The following is a 23,306-nucleotide window of genomic DNA, read 5'->3' on the forward strand; positions in this document are numbered from 1 at the left end:
CCCACCCTCCGCGTTGTCGAAACGCACCCGAAGAAATGGACTATGCCTGTGCTGAGTGTGCACGACCTCGAGATCCGCGTGGGGGCACGCGTGCTCATGGAGCACGTGAACTTCCGCGTGTCCGCCGGCGACAAGATCGGCCTCGTCGGCCGTAACGGTGCCGGGAAGACGACCCTGACCAAGACGCTGGCTGGGGAGACCCTCCCGACGAACGGCAAGATCGATCGCGGTGGCGAGATCGGTTACCTGCCGCAGGACCCGCGCTCCGGTAACCCGGAGGACCTCGCCCGCACCCGCATCCTCGATGCGCGCGGTCTCGGCCAGCTCGCGCTCGGCATGCACGAGTCCAGCATGGCCATGGCGAGCGACGACCCGAAGGTGGCGGAAGCCGCCATGAAGAAGTACGGCAACCTCACCGACCGGTTCAACGCGCTCGGCGGGTACGCCGCAGAGGCCGAGGCGGCCTCGATCGCATCGAACCTGAACCTGCCCGACCGCATCCTCGATCAGCAGCTGAAGACGCTCTCGGGTGGACAGCGTCGCCGCATCGAACTCGCGCGCATCCTCTTCTCCGACGCCGAGACGCTCATCCTCGACGAGCCGACCAACCACCTCGACGCCGACTCCGTCGTCTGGCTGCGTGAGTTCCTCAAGCAGTACAAGGGCGGGTTCATCGTGATCTCGCACGACATCGAGCTCGTCGGCGAGACCGTCAACCGGGTCTTCTACCTCGATGCGAACCGCACCGTCATCGACATCTACAACATGAACTGGAAGAACTACCAGCGTCAGCGCGAAGCCGACGAGGAGCGCCGGAAGAAGGAGCGCACCAACGTCGAGAAGAAGGCGACGGCGCTCCAGCTCCAGGCGGCCAAGTTCGGTGCGAAGGCCAGCAAGGCGGCCGCAGCCCACCAGATGGTGGCTCGCGCCGAGCGGATGCTCTCCGGGCTCGAAGAAGTCCGCGCGCAAGACCGCGTGGCCAAGCTGCGGTTCCCGACCCCGGCGCCCTGTGGCCGGACGCCGCTCATGGCGAGCAACCTGTCGAAGAGCTACGGCTCGCTCGAGATCTTCACGGCCGTCGACCTCGCGATCGACCGTGGCTCGAAGGTCGTCATCCTCGGATTCAACGGTGCGGGCAAGACGACCCTGCTGCGGATCCTCGCCGGAGTGGACCAGCCCGACACCGGGCAGCTCGAGCCCGGGCACGGCCTGCGGATCGGCTACTACGCGCAGGAGCACGAGACGATCGACGTGAAGCGCAGCGTGCTCGAGAACATGGTCTCCTCGTCGCCGAACATCACCGAGATGGAAGCGCGCAAGGTCCTCGGCTCGTTCCTGTTCACCGGCGACGACTCCAACAAGCTCGCGGGCGTGCTGTCCGGTGGCGAGAAGACGAGACTCGCTCTCGCGATGATCGTCGTCTCGGGCGCGAACATGCTCCTTCTGGACGAACCGACCAACAACCTCGACCCGGCCAGCCGGCTGGAGATCCTCGACGCGCTCGCCCACTACGAGGGTGCCGTCGTGCTCGTGAGTCACGATGAGGGCGCCGTCGAGGCGCTCAACCCCGAGCGGGTGCTCATCCTGCCCGACGGCGTCGAGGACCACTGGAACAAGGACTACCAGGACCTCGTCAGCCTGGCCTAGCGCCAGCGGGCCGGCCCGCCCGGCCCATGAGCATCACGGGCCGGGTATGCCCCGTCCGTCGACGGCTCGGGGCAGTCGGGTCAGCGACTCGCTTCGAGGATCTCATCCTCGATGTCGGCGTCGGACCGTGCCTTCGCGGCGAGCCGTTCGGCGCGCGCAGCCGCACGCCGTTGCTCCTTCGGGTCGTCGGAGTTCAGGATGCGGTACTCCTGACGGATGGCATAGGCGAGGAAGATGAAGCCCATCAGCGCGAAGACCACCCATTGCAGCGCGTACGAGAGGTGCATCCCCTCGTTCGGCTCGGGCTTGATCGGACCGAGCGGTGCCGCCTCGGCAGGCGCCGGGCTCTCCGAGAGGAGCATGCCGTACGCACCGGAGTAGAGCGTCTCGCCGCGGAGTTCGGCGATCTGCGGGAGGTTGATCGTGGCCACCTGGCCGTCGGCGGCCCCGCGGCCCGGGAGCGTCGGTTCGCCGGGTCGGATGCGGACGACGACCGAGACCTCACCGCTCGGAGGCGCCGGGATCGATTCGGGTGCTTCGAGTGAATCGTTCGCAGCGACCCAGCCACGGTCGACGATGAACACGTCTCCGTTGGCAAGTCGGAGCGGCGTGAGGACGTTGAAGCCCGCCTGGTTGTTCCGGGGACGGTTCCGCACCAGCAGCTGTTCGTCAGGCAGGTAGGTACCGCTCATCGACACCGGGTGCCATTCGTCGGCCACGCTGAAGGAGTCGAGCGACGGCAGCGCTTCGTCGAGCGGGATCGGGGTCGCGTCCCAGTTGGTCTCGATGCGCTGGACCTCCTCCTCCTTCTCGCTCGCCCGGGCGAGCTGCCAGTTGGAGAGGAGGACGCACACGATCGCGAACACGATCGCCACGCCGAGGTAGCCGAGCCAACGGCGGCTGAAGGCGAACCGCCACCCCGCGCTCATGAGCCGACCGCCGACGCCAGCGGACGCCGCTCGAGCGGGAAGGAGCGGGCTTCGAGGAAGGCCTCCAAGAAGTCGACGTGTTCGTCGCAGGCGGTCCAGACCTTCACGCGGTCCTCCGCGTGGATCTTCGGATTGCGCCACTCGATCCGCCAGCTCGCCGCCGCGCTGCAGCCGGCCCGGGAGCAGATCACGCCGTCGGGCTCGGCACCGAACCCGATCATGCCTGGTCGGCCGGACGAGGCGGAACCGAGTCGTCGACGATGGTCGGCCGCTGGGACACGACGACACCGGTGGGGCGCTCGATGGCCCCCTGCGACGGCAGCGACCCGGCGTTCGCGATGATCACGGCGACGTACGGCAGGAAGATGGCGCCGGCTGCGACCGCGAACATCCAGCCGCCCTGGACGAACGGGAGCGCAGCGAGGCAAAGCAACCGGACACCCATGGTGATCGAGTACTTGATGAGCCGCTGCCGGCGCTCCTGTTCGGGAGCCGGTGGGAGGGAGGTGATGCTCTGCTGCTTCATGCCATGACCAGCCTACGCGCTCGGCGGGTGGGCGAAGCCCCCAAATCACCGGGAGAAAGGGAGTACCCCCATATGCTGGTACGGGTCCGCGGCCGGAACGCCGCGCGCCCCGACGGCCGCCGCACGAGTCGGCCGGTATCGCCGCAGGAGAGGAATCGACCATGACCGCACCACGCACCGTACTCGTCACCGGAGGCAACCGGGGGATCGGCTTCGCCATCGCCGAGGAGTTCGTCGCGCAGGGTCACCGCGTCGCCGTCACCGCACGATCCGGCGAGGGCCCCGCCGGCACGTTGACGGTCCGCGCGGACGTCACCGACGCCGCCTCCGTCGACGCGGCGTTCACCGAGATCGAGTCGGAGCTCGGGCCGGTCGAGGTGCTCGTCGCGAACGCGGGCATCACGAAGGACACCCTGCTCATGCGGATGAGCGAGGACGACTTCGACCAGGTGGTCGACACGAACCTCGGCGGCTCCTTCCGCGTCGTCAAGCGCGCGTCCAAGGGCATGCTCAAGGCACGCTTCGGGCGCATCGTGCTCATCTCCAGCGTCGTGGGCCTCTACGGGTCCGCCGGACAGGTCAACTACGCGGCCTCGAAGAGCGGCCTCATCGGCATGGCGCGATCCATCACCCGCGAACTCGGTGCACGTGGGATCACGGCGAACGTGATCGCCCCGGGGTTCATCGAGACCGACATGACCGCCGAACTGCCCGCCGAGACCCAGGCCGAGTACAAGAAGAGCATCCCGGCAGCGCGTTTCGCGAGTGCGAACGAGGTCGCGAAGGTCGTCACGTGGATCGCCGGTGACGACGCGGGCTACATCTCCGGCGCCGTGATCCCGGTCGACGGCGGCCTCGGCATGGGTCACTGACCCGGGCAGCACCGCACCGAGCAGAACCCGACCTCGGGCGCTGACACCGACGCGCGGATCAGAGCCCGAGGAGCGGGAGGACGCCGGCGAGGTCGACCCGCCCGGCGACGAGGTCGGCATGGCGGCGGACGATCGGCTTCGCGTTGAACGCGACCGAGAGCCCGGCGACGGCCATCATCTCGAGGTCGTTGGCTCCGTCGCCGATCGCGATCGTCCGTGCCAACGGCACGCCGTCCTCGTCGGCCCACTCCTGCAGTGCGGCCGCCTTCGCCGCCGCGTCGATGATGGGACCGCTGAGGCCTCCCGTCAACCGACCGTCGGCGGTCTCGAGGCGGTTCGCCCGCACATGGTCGAGGCCGAGTGCCTCGGCGAGCGGGTCGAGCAGTTCATGGAACCCGCCCGACACGACACCGATCCGCGACCCGTGCGCATGCAGCCGGCCGATCAGCGTCTCCAGGCCGGCCGTCGTCCGGATCCGTTCGGCGATCACCGGGATCCGGTCGACGGGCAGGCCCGCGAGCGTCGCGACCCGGGCCCGGAGGCTGTCGGCGAAGTCGAGGTCACCGCGCATGGCGCGCTCGGTTATGGCGGCGACCTCGGGGAGGCTGCCGACCTCCTCGGCGAGCAGCTCGATCACCTCGTTCTCGATGAGCGTCGAGTCGGCGTCGAGGACCGCGAGGAACCGGACACCTCGTCCGGCCTGTGGGGGGAGTGCTGCCTCGGGATCCGCCACTGCCGAACGCTCGGTACTCATGGAACGACGCGTACTCCCTTGCCAACCACGGTGAGACCGGATTCGGTGACCGTGAAGCCGCGAGCGCGGTCACGGTCGTGGTCGACACCGACGCTCGCGCCGGAGGTGACCACCACATCCTTGTCCAGGATAGCCCGCTTGACGACGGCGTCCGGTTCGATGTGGACCTTGTCGAACACGACCGAGTCGGAGACGTGGGCGCCGGATTCCACGAGCGCCCACGGCCCGAGGACACTGCGCTCGATGTGGGCACCGGACAGCAGCGAACCGAGGGAGACGATCGAGTCGATGGTCTGGCCGAGGTTGCCCTTCGCGTCCCGCACGAACTTCGCCGGCGGCGAGTTCAGCTGCGAACTGAAGATCGGCCAGTCGCGGTTGTACAGGTTGAAGATCGGGAGCGTCGAGATGAGGTCCTGGTGGGCCTCGTAGAACGACTCGATCGTCCCCACGTCGCGCCAGTAGTAGCGATCGCGATCCGTCGATCCGGGTACATCGTTCCGCTGGAGGTCGTAGACGCCGGCCTCGCCGCGATCGACGAAGTACGGGACGATGTCGCCACCCATGTCGTGGTTCGAGCTCGTCACCTCGCCGTCGTCGATGACCGCCTGCATGAGTGCGTCGGCGTCGAAGACGTAGTTGCCCATCGAGGCGAGCACTTCACCGGGGGAGTCGGGCAGGCCCGGCGCGTCGAGCGGCTTCTCGAGGAAGCGGGCGATGGTCGTCGGGTCGTCCGCGTCGACGTCGATGACGCCGAACTGGTCGGCGAGGGAGATGGGCTGACGGATCGCGGCGACCGTCGCCTTCTTGCCCGAGGCGATGTGCGCCTCGATCATCTGCGCGAAGTCCATGCGGTAGACGTGGTCGGCGCCGACGACCACGACGATGTCGGGCTTCTCGTCGCGGATCAGGTTGAGGCTCTGCAGGATCGCGTCGGCGGATCCGCTGAACCAGCGCTTCCCGAGACGCTGCTGCGCCGGCACGGACGCGACATAGGAGTCGAGCAGGCCGGACAACCGCCAGGTCTGCGAGACGTGGCGGTCGAGGCTGTGGGACTTGTACTGGGTGAGGACGACGATCTGGGTGAGTCCGGAGTTGATGAGGTTCGACAGCGCGAAATCGATCAGGCGGTACTGCCCGCCGAACGGTACGGCCGGTTTCGCGCGGTCTGCGGTCAGCGGCATCAACCGCTTCCCTTCCCCACCAGCGAGGACGATTCCGAAGATCTTCTTTGAGGCGGCCATGGCTTCACAATAGATGCCGGACGAGACCTGTACTAGCGTCTAGACATGCGAGTTGATCTTGTGACAAAGGAGTACCCGCCGGAGATCTACGGCGGCGCAGGCGTCCACGTGTCGGAGCTGGTGAAATCCCTCCGCAGCGACATCGACGTGACCGTGCGCTGCTTCGGCGCGCCACGCGACGAAGCCGACACCGTCGCGTACGGCGTCCCGGCCGAGCTCGAGGGGGCGAACGGCGCCCTCACGACACTCGGGACGGACCTCCTGATCGCCCAGGACGTCGCCGGGGCCGACCTCGTGCACTCGCACACCTGGTACGCGAACGGCGCCGGTCACCTCGCGTCACTGCTGCACGGCATCCCGCACGTCGTGACCGCGCACAGTCTGGAACCGCTCCGCCCGTGGAAGGCCGAGCAGCTGGGCGGTGGGTACCGCGTGTCCAGCTGGATCGAGCAGTCCGCCTACGAAGGCGCCGCGGCCGTCGTGGCGGTCAGCGACGGCATGCGTCGCGACATCCTGCGGTCGTACCCGAGCCTCGACCCGGCCAAGGTGCAGGTCATCTACAACGGCATCGACCTGACCGACTGGCAACCACGCGTGGACGACGAGCTGCTGCGGTCCCTCGGTATCGACCCGTCCCGTCCCTCCGTCGTCTTCGTCGGTCGGATCACCCGTCAGAAGGGGCTGCCGTACCTGCTCCGCGCGGCCCGACTGCTGCCGCCCGACGTGCAGCTCATCCTGTGCGCCGGCGCTCCCGACACCCCCGAGATCCTCGCCGAGGTCAAGGGGCTCGTCGAGGAGCTGCAGCGCGAGCGCACCGGGGTCGTGTGGATCGAACGACTCCTCCCGCGTCACGAGCTGTGCACCGTCCTCACCGCCGCCACGACCTTCGTGTGCCCATCGATCTACGAGCCGCTCGGCATCGTCAACCTCGAGGCGATGGCCTGCGGTGCCGCCGTGGTCGGGACGGGGACCGGCGGCATCCCGGAGGTCGTGCAGGACGGTGTGACCGGCAGGATCGTCCCGCTCGCGCAGGCGTCCGACGGCACCGGCACCCCGCTCGACCCGGAGCGTTTCGTCGCCGACCTCGCCGCCACCCTCACCGAGGTCGTCCAGGATCCCGCCCAGGCGAGGGCCTACGGGGCCGCTGGTCGCCGACGCGCGGAGTCCGACTTCAGCTGGTCGCGCATCGCCACCCAGACGGCGGAGCTCTACCGCAGCCTGGTCTGAACCACCTGCGGACACCTCGGAGGACGGCGACGCGACGAGTCTTGGCGGATAGGCTAGGACCATGCCGAGCGTGTTGCAGTTCTCCGATGTGTCCGTCGTCCGTAATCTCAACCCCATCCTCGATGGCGTCGACTGGACGGTGACGGGCGACCAGCGATGGATCGTCCTCGGCCCGAACGGCGCCGGCAAGACGACGCTCCTGCAGCTCGCGGCCACGCTCATCCACCCCTCGAAGGGCACGGTCTCCGTGCTCGACGAGACGCTCGGCCGGGTCGACGTCTTCGAACTGCGCCCACGCATCGGCTTCGCGTCCTCCGCCCTCGCGAAGCGGGTGCCGCCGGAGGAGACCGTCCTGGACGTCGTGCTCACGGCGGCCTACTCGGTCACCGGGCGCTGGGTCGAGCAGTACGAGGACATCGACGTGAAGCGCGCGTCGCGGGTCCTCGCCGAATGGAAGCTCGACCACCTCGCCGACCGCCGCTTCGGCACACTGAGCGACGGCGAGCAGAAGCGCGTGCAGATCGCGCGGGCCATCATGACCGACCCCGAACTCCTCCTGCTCGACGAGCCGGCCGCGAGCCTCGACCTCGGCACACGCGAGGAGCTCGTCGAGCTGCTCGGCGGCTACGCGAGCGCCGACGACTCACCGGCGATCATCATGGTGACCCACCACGTCGAGGAGATCCCCGTCGGCTTCACCCACGTCCTGCTCGTTCGCGACGGCGGCATCGTCGCCGCCGGCCCGATCGCCGAGACACTCACGGCCGAGCACCTCAGCGAGACCTTCGACCTCCCGATCGAACTGACCGAGGAGGACGGCCGGTTCCACGCCCGCTCGGCCCGCGCCGGACGCTCGGCCGTCGCTCCCTCCTGACCGCCATGCTCGGCGAGTCGTCCTCGGCTGGCGAGCAGACGCGCGCCGAGTCTGGTAAAGTCGACCTTTGGCTCGCGGAGCCAAGAGCTTTCTGCCTCGTGCCTGGAGTTCCGAGCGCGGGTACTACCCACACCATCCACTCAACAAGGACTGCTGATGAAATCTGACATCCACCCCACGTACGAAGCCGTCGTCTTCCGCGACCTCGCCTCCGGCGCGACGTTCCTCACGCGCTCGACGGTCTCGTCGGGCAAGACGATCGACCTCGACGGCGTCACCTACCCGGTGATCGACGTGGAGATCTCGTCCGAGTCGCACCCGTTCTACACGGGCAAGCAGCGCATCATGGACTCCGCCGGTCGCGTCGAGAAGTTCAACCAGCGCTTCAAGGGCTTCGGCAAGTAGTCCTTCAGCTGGAATACACGAACGCCCCGATCCTCGGATCGGGGCGTTCGTCGTCGTGCCGAGCCGTACAGCTCAGATGCCGATGGGCAGCTGGTCCGCTGGGACGATGATCGGCGCCTCGGGTCGGGCGGCAGAGCGTCCGGTGCGGATGGGCCAAGCACCGTCGGCGACGAACTCGGGATCGCGCACGCGGCGCATGTAGGACTGGAAGCTCTCCGCCTGCTCGAGCGACCAGGTCCGCTGGGCCTCGTGCAACTCGTCGACGCTCGTCGGCAGGGCGTCGGCATGAAGCCGACCGATGGCTTGAGCGACGCGTCCGGCGGCGACGGCGTCCACCCCCGCGTCATGCGCACCCTCGAGCGGAACGCCGTGTAGGGCGGCGACGACCTCGAGCGTCCGCTTGCCGCGCCGGAAGGTGTCGAGCCGCCGGTCGAGGATCAGCGGGTCGACGACGGGGGACGGGTCGGTGATCGACGTCACCCCGTGTCTCTCCGCCTCGAAGTGCAGGAGGGAGAAATCGTAAGGAGCGTTGTAGGCGACCACCGGGGTCCGCGCGGCGAACAGCTCGGTGAGGACGGCGACGATCTCTCCGACGACGGCCGGCGCCGGACGCCCCTCCGCCCGGGCCCGCTCCGTCGTGACGCCGTGGATCTCGGCGGCGCGAGCGGGGATCTCGACCCCGGGATCGGCCATCCACGACCACGAACGTTCGACCGAACCGTCCGCGGTGATGACACCGACGAAGGCGGTCACGATGCGACTCGTCTCCACCTCGATGCCCGTCGTCTCGAGATCGAAGACCGCCAGGCGGTCCGTCCAGTGGGGATTCGCATCGACCGTGTTCACGCCTTCACCCTATGACGCACCTCCGACAGGGTCCTGTGCCACGCCGGGGCGGCACGGTCCGCGTCGTCGGGTGAACGCGGAGCCGGACTGCCTAGACTGAGTGGATGCCCGTCGAATCACCGTACGCCGACCAGCTCGACCGCATCCCCGTCCGGGAGCGCTCGCTCATCGTGGACGGAGCCGAGACCCGGTTCTGGGACTACGGCGACCACGAGGCGTCGACGACGATCGTCATGGTGCACGGGTTCCGGGGCGACCACCACGGCCTCGAACCGGTCGTCGCGCAGCTCTCCGGGTTCCGGATCATCGCTCCGGACCTCCCCGGCTTCGGCAGCTCGGCTCCCTTCCCCGAGGCCACCCACTCCGTCGAGGGGTACGCCGCCTGGCTGGGACGGTTCATCGAGGAACTGCACCTGACCGGCCGTGTCGTCCTGCTCGGGCACTCGTTCGGCTCGATCGTGTCGAGCGCCGCCGTCGCCGGGGGACTCCGACCGGACGACCTCATCCTCGTGAACCCGATCGCCGCCCCGGCGCTCCAGGGCCCTCGAGGTGTCCTGACGAGGCTCGCGGTCTTCTACTACTGGTCGTCCGCGAAGCTCCCGAAACGCCTGGGATTCGCCTTCCTCCGGAACAAGGGTGTCGTGCGCATCATGAGCGTCGCGATGTCGAAGACGAAGGACCCGACGCTCCGTCGGTGGATCCACGCCCAGCACGACCAGTACTTCAGCGCCTTCGCCGACCGGGAGGTCGTCCTCGAGTCATTCACCGCCTCGGTCAGCCACGACGTCAGCGAGTACGCCGACCGGATCCCGAGCCGCACGCTGCTCATCGCCGCCGAGCGTGACGACATCACGCCCGTGGCCGCGCAGTACGCGCTCGCGAAGCGGTTCGCCGACGCGCAGCTGCACGTCATCCCGGGCGTCGGACACCTCATCCACTACGAGGAGCCGCACGACGCGGCGCAGCGCCTCACCGCGTTCCTCGCGGACGACCGCACCGACGCCTGAGGCGTCAGGCGTCGGTCGCCTCCTGCGAGACGACGCTCGTGAAGGCGGACGGGACCAGGCGAGCGGCGATCCCGGTGAGCGTCTCACTGGCACCAGCGTCGAGCTTCACGTCCGCGCGGCCGTCCGCCTTCGTGACGCCGCGGTTGATGACGACGATCGGCAACCGCTTCCGGCGGGCGAGTTCGAGGAGCCGGATCCCCGAGTTGACCACGAGGGAGGAGCCGGCGATCACGAGTGCGTCGGCGCCGCGCACGAGTGCTGCCGCCTCGGCGTACTTCTCCGTCGGGATGAATTCGCCGAAGAAGACCACGTCCGGCTTCAACATGCCACCGCAGACCGTGCACACGGGGACGACGATCTCGTCGACCCGTCCGACCTCGGCATCGCCGTCCGGGTTGATCGTCACGTCCGTCTCGGTGTCGAGCCAGGGGTTCAGGGCCGTCATGCGCTCCGCGATGCTCGACCTGGCGTAACTCTGCCCGCAGGAGAGACAGCTGACGCGGTCCATCGACCCGTGCAGGTCGACGACGCGGCGCGAGCCGGCCCTGACGTGGAGGCCGTCGACGTTCTGCGTGATGACGCCGTCGGCGATGCCGGCCTCTTCGAGGAGTGCGATCGCCCGGTGGCCGGCGTTCGGGCGAGCGCCGTCGAACCGCTTCCACCCGAGGTGACTGCCGGCCCAGTAGCGTTTGCGCGCGGCGTCGTCGTTGGACAGGAACTGGTCGACCGTCATGGGGGTCCGCACCGGAGCGCCCTGGCCCCGGTAGTCGGGGATGCCGGAGTCCGTGCTCACGCCGGCCCCGGTGAGGAAGGCGACACGGCGATCCGCGAGCAGCTCGATCGCCCGTTCGAGCCCGGCCTCGGCCGTCTCGTCAGCGGGATCCCCTGCTGCGATCAGCGTGCTCATGCCTGCTCCGTCCATCCGTCCGCGATGATCGGAGTGCTCCGGGCCATCGCTTCCCCTGAGTCTAAACGGCCTCGTTTTCGATCGTGTTCCCACTCTGGCAAGGTGGAGGTCGAACATCGCGTCGAGAGGACGTCTCCCATGCAGGTCATCCGGATCACCGATCTCGACGACGGACGACTCGACGACTACGCGCGACTGACGGACGTCGCCCTCCGCCGGGTGTCCGAACCCGCTGGTGGCCTGTACATCGCCGAGTCGACGAAGGTCATGGAACGTGCGCTCCGCGCCGGGCACCGACCACGATCGGTCCTGCTGCAGGAGAAGTGGCTCGAGGACGTCTCGCCACTCCTCGAGGACCACGACGTCCCGGTCTTCGTCGGGGAGCCCGCACTCCTCGAGCAGCTGACGGGCTTCCACCTGCACCGGGGAGCGCTCGCGGCCATGCACCGCCCACCGCTCGCCGACCCCGCCGAACTCCTCGCCGACGCCCGCCGGGTGGTCATCCTCGAGGACATCGTCGACCACACCAACGTCGGCGCCATCTTCCGCTCCGTCGCGGGCCTCGGTGCCGACGCGGTCCTGATCACCCCGCGCTGCGCCGACCCGCTGTACCGCCGGAGCGTCCGCGTCAGCATGGGCACGGTCCTGCAGGTGCCGTGGACCCGCCTGCCGGAATGGGACGTCGCAGCCGGCGTCCTGCGGGATGCCGGCTTCGAGACGGCCGCCCTCGCCCTGGCCGACGATGCCGTCGACCTCGACACCTATGCTCGGACCGCGCCGGAACGGCTCGCCATCGTGCTCGGCGCCGAGGGTGACGGTCTGAGCGCCTCGGCCCTCGCCGCGGCCGACACGATCGTGACCATCCCGATGCTCCACGGCGTCGACTCGCTGAACGTCGCGTCGGCCAGTGCCGTCGCCCTCTGGGAGCTCCGGGTCCGCTGACCACGGTCCCTCGCTGCCCGACGACCACCCGGTGAGCGGCACGTCGCGACAGGGTACGCGCAGGAGCGCCGGGTAGCATGACCGGGTGCCACTCACGAGACGACAGATCTACCGCCGCCGCCGTCTCGCCGTCTTCGGTGTCCTCGCCATCCTCATCGGGGTGTTCGGGTACAGCGCAGGCGCGCTGCTCCGCCCGGTGCCGGCCGCGGCTGCGACGCTCGATTCCAGCGACGCCCTCACCACCTCGCTCGTCCAGCAGTCGACACCGGTCGCCTGGCCCGGATTCGGGCGGGGCGCCATCGGTGCCGTCGGGTTCGACGGCGTCCTGAGTTCGAGTGGCGAGCAGACGCCGTTCCCCATCGCGAGCATCACGAAGACGATCACCTCCCTCGTCGTGCTGGAGGCCAAGCCGCTCGCCGCGGGAGATCAGGGCCCGTCCATCACGCTGACCGACGCCGACGTCGGGTTCTACTACGACACCATCGCGGAGAACGGTTCAGCGGCACCCGTCGTCGCCGGGTCGGTGTTCACCCAGCGGCAGATGCTCGAAGCACTGCTCCTCCCGTCGGCGAACAACTACAGCATCTCCCTCGCCGTCTGGGCCTTCGGTTCGGTCGACGCGTACCTCGACGCGGCGCGCGCCTGGCTCGATGCACGTGGGCTGACGGGCACGACCGTCACGAACACGAGCGGCCTGGGCGAGACGAACGTCAGCACCCCGAGCGACCTCGTGACCATCGGCAAGCTCGTGCTCGCCGACCCGGTGCTCTCGTCGATCGTCAAGGAGCCCACGGCGGTGCTGCCCGCCATCGGCGAGGTCGAGAACACGAACGCCCTCCTCGGCCAGTACGGGGTGACCGGCATGAAGACGGGGACCGACGACGCCTCGGGCGCCTGCCTGCTGTTCTCCGCCGACCTCCAGGTGGCGGGGCGGACGGTGACCGTCGTCGGCGTCATCCTCGGTGCCGACGACCACACCGTGCTCAACGAGGCCGTGGTCTCCCTGTTGCAGAGCGTGCCGGCCGGATTCCACCAGGTCCAGCTCGCCACCGCCGGGCAGTCGGTCGGCTCCTACTCGACCGCGTGGGACCAGGCCGCGAAGGTCGTCGTGGCCTCCGACGCCTCCGTGCTCGTCTGGCAGGACACCCCGATCACGGTCGAGAGCCGCGCCAGAGCCATCGACGCGGGTGCCGCCGGTTCGACGGTCGGGAAGCTCAGCTACACCGTGGGGGCGGGCGCGGAGGGCGGCGCGGCGACGATCGACGTCCCGCTGGCCCTCGACGCGGACGTCACGCCGGTCACGCCCTGGTGGCGCCTGACCAACCCGTGACCGCAGCAGACGCCGGAGCCCGGGTGATCGGCCGGACGGTCAGACGTCGAGTTCCTGGTCCTGCGCTGCGACCGTGAGGAACGGGCCGGCGAGCGGTCGCTTGGCGGTGATGTGGTCGCCGGACGACTGGTGCCGCACCCGACGGAGCACCCACGGCACGAGGTACTCACGCGCCCAGGCGAAGTCCTCGGTCCGGGCCTGACGCCAACGCCTGACGGGGAGCGGCTCCGGCTGCAGCGGCTTGAGGTCGTTCTCGACGTTCAGCGCGTGCAGGACGAGGCGGGCGACCTCGTGGTGGCCGAGCGCGTTCAGGTGCAGGCGGTCCGGTGCCCACATCCGCGGATCCTGGATCGCCTGGAGGGCCCACTGGTCGGCGATGATGCAGTCGTGTCGGGCGGCGATGGCCCGCAGGTTCTCGTTGTAGATCGCGACCTTGCCGCGGATGCTCCGGAAGACGGGGGAGAAGCCGACGTCCACGCCGGTGAACAGCACGACCGTCGCTCCGTCGCTCCGGAGTCGGATGATCGCCTGCTCGAGTCGTCTGGCGATGTCGTCGGGGTCTGTGCCGGGCCGGATCACGTCGTTGCCGCCCGCCGAGATCGTGATGAGGTCCGGGTGCAGCTCCAGGGCCGGCTCCACCTGGTCGTCGAGGATCTGCTGAGCGAGCTTGCCGCGCACCGCGAGGTTGGCGTAGGCGAAGTCCGAGTTCTGCGCGGCCAGCACCTCGGCGACGCGATCGGCCCATCCGCGGTGCCCGCCCGGCGCCCCCGGCTCGGGATCGCCGATCCCCTCCGTGAACGAGTCGCCGATGGCGACGTACCGCGACCAGGGATGGTGCTGTTCGGTCATGGGTGGTTCCTCCTGCTGTGCATCCGGAACCTCCAGCGTACGCCCGCCCCTCGGCTGGCGGATCAGTCGCGAGTCGGACATCCGGATGGGTGTCGGGGACGCACACGATGGTCGGCGGTGTCGGTGCGGCCGGGTACAGTGGTCTCCAGTGAACGCGGAAATCTCTTCGACCCAGCACCTGGGCGGGTCCGCAGCCGAACACCTCTCACCGGCCTTCCCGGAACGCGCAGCGTGGGGCACGGCGAGCAAACTTCGAGCCTGGCAGGCCGAGGCGCTCGAGCAGTACTTCACGACCGAACCCCGTGACTTCCTCGCGGCGGCGACACCGGGCGCAGGCAAGACGACGTTCGCGCTGCGGCTCGCCTCCGAACTCCTCCATCGCGGAACGATCGACCGCATCACGGTCGTCGCCCCGACCGATCATCTGAAGCGCCAGTGGGCCGAGGCCGCGAGCCGGGTCGGCATCCGCCTCGACCCGAACTTCGCGAACCGCGATCAGGTCTTCGGCCGCCACTACCACGGTGTCGCGGTCACCTACGCCCAGGTCGCGGCGAACCCGCCCGTGCATCAGCGCACGACCGATTCGGGTCGCACCCTCGTCATCCTCGACGAGGTCCACCACGGCGGCGACGCCCTGAGCTGGGGCGACGGCATCCACGAGGCCTTCTCGCGGGCGACCCGTCGCCTGTCCCTGACCGGGACCCCGTTCCGGTCAGACACGGCACCGATCCCGTTCGTGGTCTACCAGCCGGATCACCAGGGCATCCGGACCTCCGTCACCGACTACAACTACGGGTACGGTCGAGCACTCCAGGACGGGGTCGTCCGTCCGGTGCTCTTCATGGTCTACGCCGGCCACATGCGCTGGCGGACCAAGGCCGGCGACGAGATGGAGGCCCGCCTCGGCGAGGGCAACACGAAGGACATCACCTCCGCGGCCTGGCGCACCGCCCTCGACCCCCAGGGTGACTGGATCCCGGCGGTCCTGAAGTCCGCTGACCTCCGACTATCCGAGGTCCGTCAAGCGGTCCCCGACGCCGGCGGACTCGTGATCGCCACCGACCAGACGACCGCGCGAGCCTACGCCGCCATCCTGCACGAGCTGACGGGGGAGCAGCCCACGATCGTCCTCTCCGACGAGAAGGAGGCCAGCGACCGGATCGCCGACTTCTCGGGGAACACCAAGCGCTGGATGGTCGCGGTCCGCATGGTGTCGGAAGGCGTGGACGTCCCACGACTCGCCGTCGGCGTCTACGCGACGTCGTCCGCCACGCCGCTGTTCTTCGCGCAGGCGATCGGGCGATTCGTCCGGGCACGTCGACGCGGCGAGATCGCCAGCATCTTCCTCCCGAACGTGCCGAACCTGATGGCCCTCGCTGAGAAACTCGAGCTCGAACGCGACCACGCACTCGACCGCCCGAGCGACCCGGACGCGGAGGGCGACCTCTTCAACCCGGAGGACGCGATGATGGCGGCCGCGGAGCGCGAGGACAAGGCTTCCGACTCACTCCTCGAGGAGTTCACCTGGCAGGCCGTCTCCTCGGACGCGCACTTCGACCGGGTGGTGTTCGACGGCGACGAGTTCGGCGAGCTCGCCCAGCCGGGCACCGAGGAGGAGTTCGACTTCATCGGGTTCCCCGGGCTCCTCGAGCCTGAACAGGTGCACGAGCTGCTCGTGCAGCGCCAGAGCCGCCAGGCCAAGCGCGGGGCGTTCGTCGACAAGAACGCCGCCTCGCCGAGTCCGCAGGCGGACATCCCCGCTCCGCTCTACCGCACCCTCAAGGAGCAGCGCCAGGTGCTCAACACCCTGGTCGGCCTCTACGCCAAGCACACGAAGGAGCCGCACGGACTCGTGCACGCCGAACTGCGACGCGTCTGCGGCGGCCCCGCCGTGGCACAGGCGAGCGTGACGCAGCTGCAGTCGCGCATCGACCTGCTCCGTCGGCGCCTGGGCCACGGGCACTGAGGACAGCGCTTCTTCTCGCGCGCGCGTTCTCCTGCATCGCGGTCAGCCCGCCGGAGCTGCCCTTCGACAGGCTCAGGGACCGGCGTGTTCCGGACGGAGCTCTCCCGGTCACTGAGCTTGTCGAAGTGCCCACGGGGGCCCCTGCTCCGACCACCCTTCGACAGGCTCAGGGACCGGCGGAGGATGCTCAGGGACCGGCGGTGCAGGCTCAGGGACCGGCGGTGCAGGCTCAGGGACCGGCGGAGGTGCGCCGGTTCTCGCTCTGGCCGAAGACGATCTCGGGTGTCGGCGTGTCGTGGAGTCCGGCGGGAAAACAAGAACGGCCGGAGCTTTCGCTCCGGCCGTTCGCCGTCTCAACACGGTGTGCGCGAAGGGGGACTTGAACCCCCACGCCCGTAAGGGCACTAGCACCTCAAGCTAGCGCGTCTGCCATTTCCGCCACCCGCGCGTGTTGTGATCGTGTCCGGCTTTCGCTGGGCACGAGAAGAAACTCTAGCACGGATTTCGACAGCCGTTCACCACCTCGTACCGCCAGAGGAACTTCCTGACGCCCTCCGGCCGTGCGTCGACCGTGCAATCGGGGGAGAGGTGCAGCGGTCAGGGCCGACGGGTAGCGTGGAGCCATGACCTCCGGCTCAGACGCATCCGACCTCACGCTCGACGAGACCACGCGGATCGCGCGGGACCTCATCCGCATGGACACGACGAACTACGGTGAGGGCCGCTCCAACGGCGAGACGGAGGCCGCCGAATATGTCGAGGCGTACCTCCGCGACCTCGGTCTGGAGCCGGAGCTGATCGACGCCGCTCCGGGCCGGACCAGCGTGGTCGCACGGGTCGCCGGTGCGAACCCCGAGAAGCCGGCGCTCGTCGTGCACGGGCACCTCGACGTGGTGCCCGCCGATCCTGCGAACTGGTCGGTGGACCCCTTCGGCGGCGAGATCAAGGACGGCCTGCTGTGGGGACGCGGGGCCGTCGACATGAAGAACATGGACGCGATGATCCTCGCGTCGCTCCGCGAGATCCTCGGCAGCGGCCGTCGGCCGGAACGCGACCTCGTGATCGCGATGTTCTCGGACGAGGAGAACGGCGGCGTGTTCGGCTCGCACCACCTCGTGACGGAACGACCGGAGCTCTTCGCCGGCGCGACCGAGGCGATCAGCGAGGTCGGCGGGTACTCGATCACGTTCGGCGGACGCCGCTCCTACCTCCTCCAGACCTCGGAGAAGGCCCTCGTCTGGATCAAACTGGTCGCGACCGGACGAGCGGCCCACGGATCCCGCTACGTGCAGGACAACGCCGTCACCCGCCTCGCGGAAGCGGTGGCGGCCATCGGACGCACCGAGTGGCCCGTCCGACTCACCGACACCACCGAGCAGCTGCTCCGTGAGATCGCCACCATCCTCGGCACCACGCCCGAACGGCTCGGCCCGGACGAGCTCGCCCTCGCGACGGGTACCGCCTCCGGCTTCATCCAGGCCTCGCTCCGCACGACGAGCAACCCGACCCTGCTGCAGGCCGGATACAAGCACAACGTGATCCCCGATCGCGCCGAGGCGCTCGTCGACATCCGCACCCTGCCCGGCGAGGAGGACGCCGTGCTCGCGCGCGTCGCGGAGATCGTCGGTGAGGACATCGAGATCGTCGTCATGCACCGCGACATCGGCCTCGAGACACCGTTCTCGGGTCCGCTCGTCGACGCGGTCGTCGAGACCCTCGGGCGCCACGACCCCGGCGCCCCGGTGCTCCCGTACATGCTCTCCGGCGGCACCGACAACAAGGCACTGTCGCTCCTCGGCATCACCGGGTACGGCTTCGCTCCGCTGCGCCTGCCGGAACACCTGGACTTCCCCGCGATGTTCCACGGAGTCGACGAGCGCGTGCCGCTCGACGCGCTAGGGTTTGGCAAGCAGGTCCTCACGGACCTCCTCCTCGACTACTGACTTCCCACGGTCCGTCTCCGCGCCCTCCGCGCCGCGAGACGCTCCAGGAGCCGCCCCGCCGACGACTGCCGGATCCGGCCGAACACCAGCCATCCGGCTGCAGAAAGGTGCCCTGTGGACCTCATCAACGCCATCATCCTCGGACTCGTCCAGGGGCTCACCGAGTTCCTCCCGATCTCCTCGAGTGCGCACCTGCGCATCCTCGGCGAGTTCCTCCCGGGGGCGAAGGACCCTGGCGCGGCGTTCACCGCGATCACCCAGATCGGTACCGAGGCCGCCGTCGTGGTGTTCTTCTGGCGCGACATCGTCCGCATCATCTCCTCCTGGAGCAAGGCCCTCGTCGGCAAGATCCCGAGGGATGACGCCGACGCCCGCATGGGGTGGCTGATCATCATCGGCAGCGTCCCCATCGTCGTGCTCGGCCTGTTGTTCCAGGACGAGATCGAGACGACCTTCCGCTCACTGTGGATCGTCGCGATCATGCTCATCGTGTTCGGCATCCTGCTCGGTGTCGCCGACGCCGTCGGAGCGAAGAAGCGACGCCTGAAGAGCCTGACCTACCGCGACGGCGCGATCTTCGGAGGCGCCCAGGCGCTCGCCCTCATCCCCGGTGTCTCCCGCTCCGGCGGCACGATCACGGCGGGGCTGTTCATGGGCTACGAGCGCCGTGCTGCGGCGCGGTACGCCTTCCTGCTCGCGATCCCCGCGGTGTTCGGCAGCGGCTTCTACCAGGTCTTCAAGAGCATCGGCGAGCCGAGCCCGTACGGACCGGTCGAGACGCTCGTGGCCACCATCATCGCGTTCGTCGTCGGCCTCGCGGTCATCGCCTTCTTCATGAGCTACATCTCGAAGCGCAGCTTCCTGCCCTTCGTCGTCTACCGCATCGTGCTCGGCGTCGTCCTGCTGGTGCTGCTCGGCACGGGCGTGATCAACGCGTGAGGGCCTGGTCCGCCCCGGTCGTCCCGAAGCTGCCCGGCTCCGGCACGGCCCCGTGTCTCTGGGACACCCCGAGCGCCGGTCTCATCGAGGCCTCTGCCGAACGTACGGCGCGGCTGTACGTCTGCGGCATCACCCCGTACGACGCGACCCACCTCGGCCACGCGTCGAGCTACCTCGCCTACGACACCCTGCAGCGCGTCTGGCTGGACGCCGGCTATGAGGTGCACTACGCCCAGAACGTCACCGACGTGGACGACCCGCTGCTCGAGCGGGCCAACGCGACCGGCGTCGACTGGATCGAACTCGCAGCGAGCCAGGTCGAACTCTTCCGAAGCGACATGGAACGCCTCAGCATCCTGCCACCCGAGGACTACGTCGCGGTCACCGAGGTCATCGGACCGATCGCCGACGCCGTCGCGCTGCTCATCGAGCGCGGTGTCGCCTACACGGTCGACACCCCGGACAGTGCCGCCGGAGACGACGTCTACTTCGACGTGCGCGCCGCGGCCGACGACGTCTGGCACCTCGGCGCGGAGAGCGGGCTCGACGAGGCGACGATGGCCGCGTTCTTCGCCGAGCGCGGGGGAGACCCCGACCGCGCCGGGAAACGCGACGCCTTCGATCCACTGCTCTGGCGGGCGGCGCGCGACGGCGAGCCGAGCTGGGAGTCACCCGTCGGCCAAGGACGCCCCGGTTGGCACATCGAGTGCTCGGTCATCGCCCTCCAGCACCTCGGATCCGACTTCACGGTCCAGGGTGGCGGCTCCGACCTCGTCTTCCCGCACCACGACCTGAGTGCCGGGCACGCCGCAGCGCTGTCCGGTCGCCCGCTCGCCAAGGTGTTCAGCCACGCCGGCATGGTCGCCTACGAGGGCACGAAGATGTCGAAGTCCCTGGGCAACCTCGTCCTCGTCTCACGCTTGGCCGCCGACGGAGCAGACCCCTCGGCCATCCGACTCGCAATCCTCGCGAACCACTACCGCAGCGACTGGGAGTGGCACGACGAGCACCTCGTCCTGGCCGATCGTCGGCTCGGGACCTGGCGTTCGGCCTTCGCGACGGACGCCGCGAGTGGAGCGTCCGCCGTCGAGCTGCTGCAGGCGATGCGGGTCCGACTGGCGGACGACCTCGACACCCCGGGTGCCATCGCACTCGTCGACGCCGCAGCGACGACCGGCGTCGACGACGCCGACCTCGCGCGGTCGGCCGTCGACGCGCTCCTCGGCGTGCGCTGAGCAGGACGGCGGCTCACCGAGGTCGCGCCACCGCGATGGGACCGGGTTACTCGCGGTCCTTCCGCCAGGGCTCGTCGCCCTTGCCCTCGTCCCGACGGAGGTACCGCTCGAACTCCTTGGCGATGGCCTCGCCGCTCGCCTCGGGCGACTCGACGGTGTCGCGCGCCTGCTCCAGCTGCTGGATGTAGGCGGCCATGTCCTCGTCTTCGGCGGCGAGCGTGTCGATCCCGCTCTGCCACTCGCCGGACTCCTCGACGAGGGCTCCGCGGGGGATGACGACGTCGATGAGCTCCTCGAGCTTGTCGATCAGCGCCAGGACGGCTTTCGGGGAGGGCGCGCTGTGCACGTAGTGGGGGACCGAGGCCCAGACCGACAGACTCTGGACGCCCTGCCGCTCGGCGGCGTCGGCCAGCACACTGAGGATGCCGACCGGCCCTTCGTACGTGCTGCGCTCGAGCTGCAGGGCCTGCCGCAGCTCCGCGTTCTCGCTCGAGGCGAAGACCGAGATGGGTCGCGTGTGCGGGACGTCGGCGAGCATCGCACCGAGCATCACCATGCCGGTGATGCGCTGCTCGGTGATCACGGCGAGGATCTCGTCGACGAACGCCTTCCAGCCGCGTGAGGGCTCGGCACCGAGCAACACGTAGACGTTGTCGCCGCCGCCCTCGCTGACCCGGAGCGCGGCGTCCTCCGCCAGGGGGGTCGCGGGCTTCGCCGCTTCGGGGTCGGGCCCCGAGATCGTGGTACCGGGCCAGGTCAGGGACCGTTTGCCGTCCTCGTCGACGCCGACCGTCGGCCGGTTGAACTGGTAGTCGTAGTAGGGCTCCGGGTCGATCTCGAGCAGCGGGCGGAGGGCGAGCGAGTCGCGAAGCACGCGCACCGCGCCGCTCGCCGCCTCGCCGGCATCGTTCCAACCCTCGAACGCCACGACGAGCAGGCGACCGCCCAGCGGCTCCTTGGTGTCTTCCGTCACGTCTCACTCCTCGGTGCACGGGGACCTTCCGCGACCATCCATCCAGGATAGGCGCTTCACCACCCGGTAGCATGGCACCCCGTGACCACTCTCCTCCCTGCCGCAATCCTCTGGGACATGGACGGCACCGTCGTCGACACCGAGCCCTACTGGATGGAGGCCGAGACCGAGCTGGTCGCGGCCCACGGTGGCACCTGGACCCATGAGGACGGCCTCCTGCTCGTCGGGAACGGGCTCTGGGACTCCGCCGCCGTGCTCCAGGGCCGCGGCGTCGCGCTGGACGCGGACACGATCGTCGCCCACCTCACGGACCACGTGCGGCGCCTCATCCAGGAACGCGGCGTCCCGTTCCGTCCCGGCGCCCAGGAGCTGCTCCACGAGCTCCGGGACGCCGGCGTGCCGACCGCGCTCGTCACCATGTCGATCCGGTCCATGGCCGAGGACATCGCGGGCGGCATCCCGTTCGACGCGTTCGACCTCATCGTCGCCGGCGACGAGGTCGAGCACCCCAAGCCCCATCCGGACCCCTACCTCAGGGCCGCCGAGGCACTCGGCGTCGACCCGCGCGAGTGCATCGCGATCGAGGACTCCGCCACCGGTCTCGCGTCCGCGCTCGCGGCGGGGACCATCGCCGTGTCCGTCCCGCACATCGTGCCGATCCCGGAGGGCCCCCACCACACCACCTGGGACACCCTCGCCGGGCGCTCCGTCGCCGACCTCGCCGAGCTGCGCTCGACCGCGAGCGGCACCACCCACCACCCCGAGACAGAGGCAGCACAGCGATGAGCGCGAACCACCAGCCGGCGAACAGCGGCCCCTTCCGCGAGGGTGACCGCGTGCAGCTGACCGGACCGAAGGGGCGGAAGAACACCATCACGCTCGAGGCCGGCAAGGTCTTCCACACGCACCGCGGGATGATCGAGCACACCACGATCATCGGCCTGCCGGACGGCAGCGTCGTCGCCAACACCGAGGGCATCGAGCACCTCGCACTCCGGCCGCTGCTGGTCGACTTCGTGATGTCGATGCCTCGCGGTGCCGCCATCATCTACCCGAAGGACGCGGCCGAGATCATCGGCCAGGCGGACATCTTCCCCGGCGCGACGGTCGTCGAGGCCGGTGTCGGTTCCGGCGCGCTCTCCCTCTGGCTCCTCCGGGCCATCGGACCGTCGGGCAGGTTGGCCTCCTTCGAGCGTCGGGACGAGTTCGCCGACGTCGCGCGAGGCAACGTCGCGACCTTCTTCGGCTACGACCCGCAGAACTGGTCGGTCACGGTCGGCGACCTCCAGGAGACCCTGCCCGACACGATGCCCGCCGAATCCGTCGACCGCGTGGTGCTCGACATGCTCGCACCGTGGGAGTGCCTCGACGTCGCCTGGGAGGCGCTGAAGCCCGGCGGCGTGATCCTCTGCTACGTCGCCACCGTCACCCAGCTGTCCCGGGTCGCCGAAGCGATCCGAGGGACGGGCGGCTTCACCAACCCGCAGTCGAACGAGACGATGATGCGCGGGTGGCACGTCGAGGGGCTCGCAGTGCGACCGGACCACCGGATGATCGGACACACGGGCTTCCTCATCACCGCGCGGAAGCTCGCTCCCGGCACGGTCCTGCCCGAGCTGAAGCGACGCGCCTCGAAGAGCGACTTCAGCGCCGAGGACGTCGAGCTGTGGACGCCGGGCGCCCTCGGGGAACGCTCCGCGAGCGCGAAGATCCTGCGGAAGCGCGCCAGGAGCGCCGGGGCGAGTGCCGAGCTGTCCCGTGCGCGGGGCCTCGACGGCGACAGCGTGGGGCCGGACGAGTCGATCGAACCGTCCGCCGCTGAGCCGGCTCTCGGCGACGATCGTTGACCCCGGTTCACGTCGACTAAACTGTGCGACGGCGACCTGCCGTCCCA

23 protein-coding genes and 1 tRNA gene are annotated in these 23,306 nt (G+C 69.4%); 14 read left to right on the forward strand and 10 right to left on the reverse strand.

Features of this window, described 5'->3' with window-relative positions; all coding sequences use genetic code 11:
• Window positions 1-48 precede the first annotated feature (48 nt).
• The gene (gene abc-f, locus ITJ66_RS11520) at window positions 49-1,647 is read left to right on the forward strand and encodes a ribosomal protection-like ABC-F family protein (RefSeq protein ID WP_056005615.1); all 1,599 of its coding nucleotides are present in this window, start codon (window positions 49-51) and stop codon (window positions 1,645-1,647) included.
• Window positions 1,648-1,727: 80 nt separating this feature from the next.
• On the opposite strand, the gene ITJ66_RS11525 is transcribed toward abc-f, so the two are convergent.
• The 3 genes from ITJ66_RS11525 to ITJ66_RS11535 are packed head-to-tail and all read right to left on the reverse strand — an operon-like array spanning window position 1,728 to window position 3,102.
• Window positions 1,728-2,576 (reverse strand): SURF1 family protein, encoded by an 849-nt coding sequence (locus tag ITJ66_RS11525; protein ID WP_137241655.1) that lies wholly within the window; start codon window positions 2,574-2,576, stop codon window positions 1,728-1,730.
• The gene (locus ITJ66_RS11530) at window positions 2,573-2,797 is read right to left on the reverse strand and encodes a hypothetical protein (RefSeq protein ID WP_194644631.1); all 225 of its coding nucleotides are present in this window, start codon (window positions 2,795-2,797) and stop codon (window positions 2,573-2,575) included. The genes ITJ66_RS11525 and ITJ66_RS11530 overlap by 4 nt, the downstream gene beginning before the upstream one ends.
• Window positions 2,794-3,102, reverse strand: coding sequence for a DUF3099 domain-containing protein (locus tag ITJ66_RS11535; protein ID WP_085510920.1), 309 nt, complete (start codon window positions 3,100-3,102; stop codon window positions 2,794-2,796). The genes ITJ66_RS11530 and ITJ66_RS11535 overlap by 4 nt, the downstream gene beginning before the upstream one ends.
• Window positions 3,103-3,263: 161 nt before the next feature.
• On the opposite strand from ITJ66_RS11535, the gene fabG reads away from it, so the two are divergent.
• The gene (fabG, locus tag ITJ66_RS11540; RefSeq protein ID WP_079705970.1) at window positions 3,264-3,974 is read left to right on the forward strand and encodes a 3-oxoacyl-ACP reductase FabG; all 711 of its coding nucleotides are present in this window, start codon (window positions 3,264-3,266) and stop codon (window positions 3,972-3,974) included.
• Window positions 3,975-4,032: 58 nt separating this feature from the next.
• Here the strand turns inward: fabG and serB are convergent, their stop codons facing one another.
• Window positions 4,033-4,728 (reverse strand): phosphoserine phosphatase SerB, encoded by a 696-nt coding sequence (serB, locus tag ITJ66_RS11545; RefSeq protein ID WP_191941118.1) that lies wholly within the window; start codon window positions 4,726-4,728, stop codon window positions 4,033-4,035.
• The gene (locus ITJ66_RS11550) at window positions 4,725-5,969 is read right to left on the reverse strand and encodes a glucose-1-phosphate adenylyltransferase (RefSeq protein WP_064296946.1); all 1,245 of its coding nucleotides are present in this window, start codon (window positions 5,967-5,969) and stop codon (window positions 4,725-4,727) included. The genes serB and ITJ66_RS11550 overlap by 4 nt, the downstream gene beginning before the upstream one ends.
• 45 nt (window positions 5,970-6,014) lie before the next feature.
• On the opposite strand from ITJ66_RS11550, the gene glgA reads away from it, so the two are divergent.
• From glgA to ITJ66_RS11565, 3 genes are all read left to right on the forward strand, one after another.
• A complete protein-coding gene (gene glgA, locus ITJ66_RS11555) occupies window positions 6,015-7,196 on the forward strand; it encodes a glycogen synthase (RefSeq protein ID WP_137241652.1) in 1,182 nt (393 codons plus the stop codon).
• A 61-nt stretch (window positions 7,197-7,257) separates the two neighbouring features.
• Window positions 7,258-8,070 carry an ABC transporter ATP-binding protein gene (locus ITJ66_RS11560; RefSeq protein ID WP_159878845.1) on the forward strand — a complete coding sequence of 271 codons (813 nt, stop codon included), beginning with the start codon at window positions 7,258-7,260 and terminating at the stop codon, window positions 8,068-8,070.
• 156 nt (window positions 8,071-8,226) lie between these two features.
• Window positions 8,227-8,475, forward strand: coding sequence for a type B 50S ribosomal protein L31 (locus ITJ66_RS11565; protein ID WP_056005588.1), 249 nt, complete (start codon window positions 8,227-8,229; stop codon window positions 8,473-8,475).
• 72 nt (window positions 8,476-8,547) lie between these two features.
• On the opposite strand, the gene ITJ66_RS11570 is transcribed toward ITJ66_RS11565, so the two are convergent.
• Complete coding sequence (locus tag ITJ66_RS11570) at window positions 8,548-9,321, reverse strand: 3'-5' exonuclease (RefSeq protein WP_194644632.1); 774 nt, start codon at window positions 9,319-9,321, stop codon at window positions 8,548-8,550.
• 104 nt (window positions 9,322-9,425) lie between these two features.
• Between ITJ66_RS11570 and ITJ66_RS11575 the strand changes: the two genes are divergently transcribed.
• On the forward strand, window positions 9,426-10,328 hold the full coding sequence (locus ITJ66_RS11575) for an alpha/beta fold hydrolase (RefSeq protein ID WP_137241650.1): 903 nt from the start codon (window positions 9,426-9,428) through the stop codon (window positions 10,326-10,328).
• 4 nt (window positions 10,329-10,332) lie between these two features.
• On the opposite strand, the gene ITJ66_RS11580 is transcribed toward ITJ66_RS11575, so the two are convergent.
• A complete protein-coding gene (locus ITJ66_RS11580) occupies window positions 10,333-11,235 on the reverse strand; it encodes a Sir2 family NAD-dependent protein deacetylase (RefSeq protein ID WP_085510927.1) in 903 nt (300 codons plus the stop codon).
• Between the two features lie 138 nt (window positions 11,236-11,373).
• On the opposite strand from ITJ66_RS11580, the gene ITJ66_RS11585 reads away from it, so the two are divergent.
• Window positions 11,374-12,177, forward strand: a complete 804-nt coding sequence (locus ITJ66_RS11585) for an RNA methyltransferase (RefSeq protein ID WP_194644633.1) — start codon at window positions 11,374-11,376, stop codon at window positions 12,175-12,177.
• An 85-nt stretch (window positions 12,178-12,262) separates the two neighbouring features.
• Window positions 12,263-13,507, forward strand: a complete 1,245-nt coding sequence (locus tag ITJ66_RS11590; RefSeq protein WP_194644634.1) for a D-alanyl-D-alanine carboxypeptidase — start codon at window positions 12,263-12,265, stop codon at window positions 13,505-13,507.
• 39 nt (window positions 13,508-13,546) lie between these two features.
• Here the strand turns inward: ITJ66_RS11590 and ITJ66_RS11595 are convergent, their stop codons facing one another.
• Window positions 13,547-14,356, reverse strand: a complete 810-nt coding sequence (locus ITJ66_RS11595; protein WP_079705978.1) for an SGNH/GDSL hydrolase family protein — start codon at window positions 14,354-14,356, stop codon at window positions 13,547-13,549.
• Between the two features lie 148 nt (window positions 14,357-14,504).
• On the opposite strand from ITJ66_RS11595, the gene ITJ66_RS11600 reads away from it, so the two are divergent.
• On the forward strand, window positions 14,505-16,322 hold the full coding sequence (locus ITJ66_RS11600) for a DEAD/DEAH box helicase (RefSeq protein WP_240043850.1): 1,818 nt from the start codon (window positions 14,505-14,507) through the stop codon (window positions 16,320-16,322).
• 364 nt (window positions 16,323-16,686) lie between these two features.
• Here ITJ66_RS11600 and ITJ66_RS11605 read toward each other — a convergent pair.
• A tRNA-Leu gene (locus ITJ66_RS11605) sits at window positions 16,687-16,770 on the reverse strand.
• A 175-nt stretch (window positions 16,771-16,945) separates the two neighbouring features.
• On the opposite strand from ITJ66_RS11605, the gene ITJ66_RS11610 reads away from it, so the two are divergent.
• The 3 genes from ITJ66_RS11610 to mshC all read left to right on the forward strand — a co-directional run bounded on the left by ITJ66_RS11610 (window position 16,946) and on the right by mshC (window position 20,439).
• A complete protein-coding gene (locus tag ITJ66_RS11610) occupies window positions 16,946-18,265 on the forward strand; it encodes a M20/M25/M40 family metallo-hydrolase (RefSeq protein WP_085510930.1) in 1,320 nt (439 codons plus the stop codon).
• Window positions 18,266-18,379: 114 nt separating this feature from the next.
• Window positions 18,380-19,204, forward strand: a complete 825-nt coding sequence (locus ITJ66_RS11615; RefSeq protein WP_194644635.1) for an undecaprenyl-diphosphate phosphatase — start codon at window positions 18,380-18,382, stop codon at window positions 19,202-19,204.
• A complete protein-coding gene (mshC, locus tag ITJ66_RS11620) occupies window positions 19,201-20,439 on the forward strand; it encodes a cysteine--1-D-myo-inosityl 2-amino-2-deoxy-alpha-D-glucopyranoside ligase (RefSeq protein WP_194644636.1) in 1,239 nt (412 codons plus the stop codon). The genes ITJ66_RS11615 and mshC overlap by 4 nt, the downstream gene beginning before the upstream one ends.
• A 46-nt stretch (window positions 20,440-20,485) precedes the next feature.
• Here the strand turns inward: mshC and ITJ66_RS11625 are convergent, their stop codons facing one another.
• Window positions 20,486-21,412 (reverse strand): PAC2 family protein, encoded by a 927-nt coding sequence (locus ITJ66_RS11625; protein ID WP_064296958.1) that lies wholly within the window; start codon window positions 21,410-21,412, stop codon window positions 20,486-20,488.
• An 81-nt stretch (window positions 21,413-21,493) separates the two neighbouring features.
• Here ITJ66_RS11625 and ITJ66_RS11630 point away from each other — a divergent pair, with 81 nt between their 5' ends.
• Both ITJ66_RS11630 and ITJ66_RS11635 read left to right on the forward strand, forming a co-directional pair.
• Window positions 21,494-22,198, forward strand: coding sequence for an HAD family hydrolase (locus ITJ66_RS11630; protein WP_370582626.1), 705 nt, complete (start codon window positions 21,494-21,496; stop codon window positions 22,196-22,198).
• Entirely contained in the window at window positions 22,195-23,259 is a 1,065-nt protein-coding gene (locus tag ITJ66_RS11635; RefSeq protein WP_194644637.1) for a tRNA (adenine-N1)-methyltransferase, read from the forward strand. Before ITJ66_RS11630 ends, ITJ66_RS11635 begins: the two co-directional genes overlap by 4 nt.
• The last annotated feature ends 47 nt before the right edge of the window (window positions 23,260-23,306 follow it).

Origin of the sequence: Plantibacter sp. VKM Ac-2885 (assembly GCF_015351205.1) — a bacterium.
In the GTDB taxonomy this organism is placed as follows: Bacteria; Actinomycetota; Actinomycetes; order Actinomycetales; family Microbacteriaceae; genus Plantibacter; species Plantibacter auratus.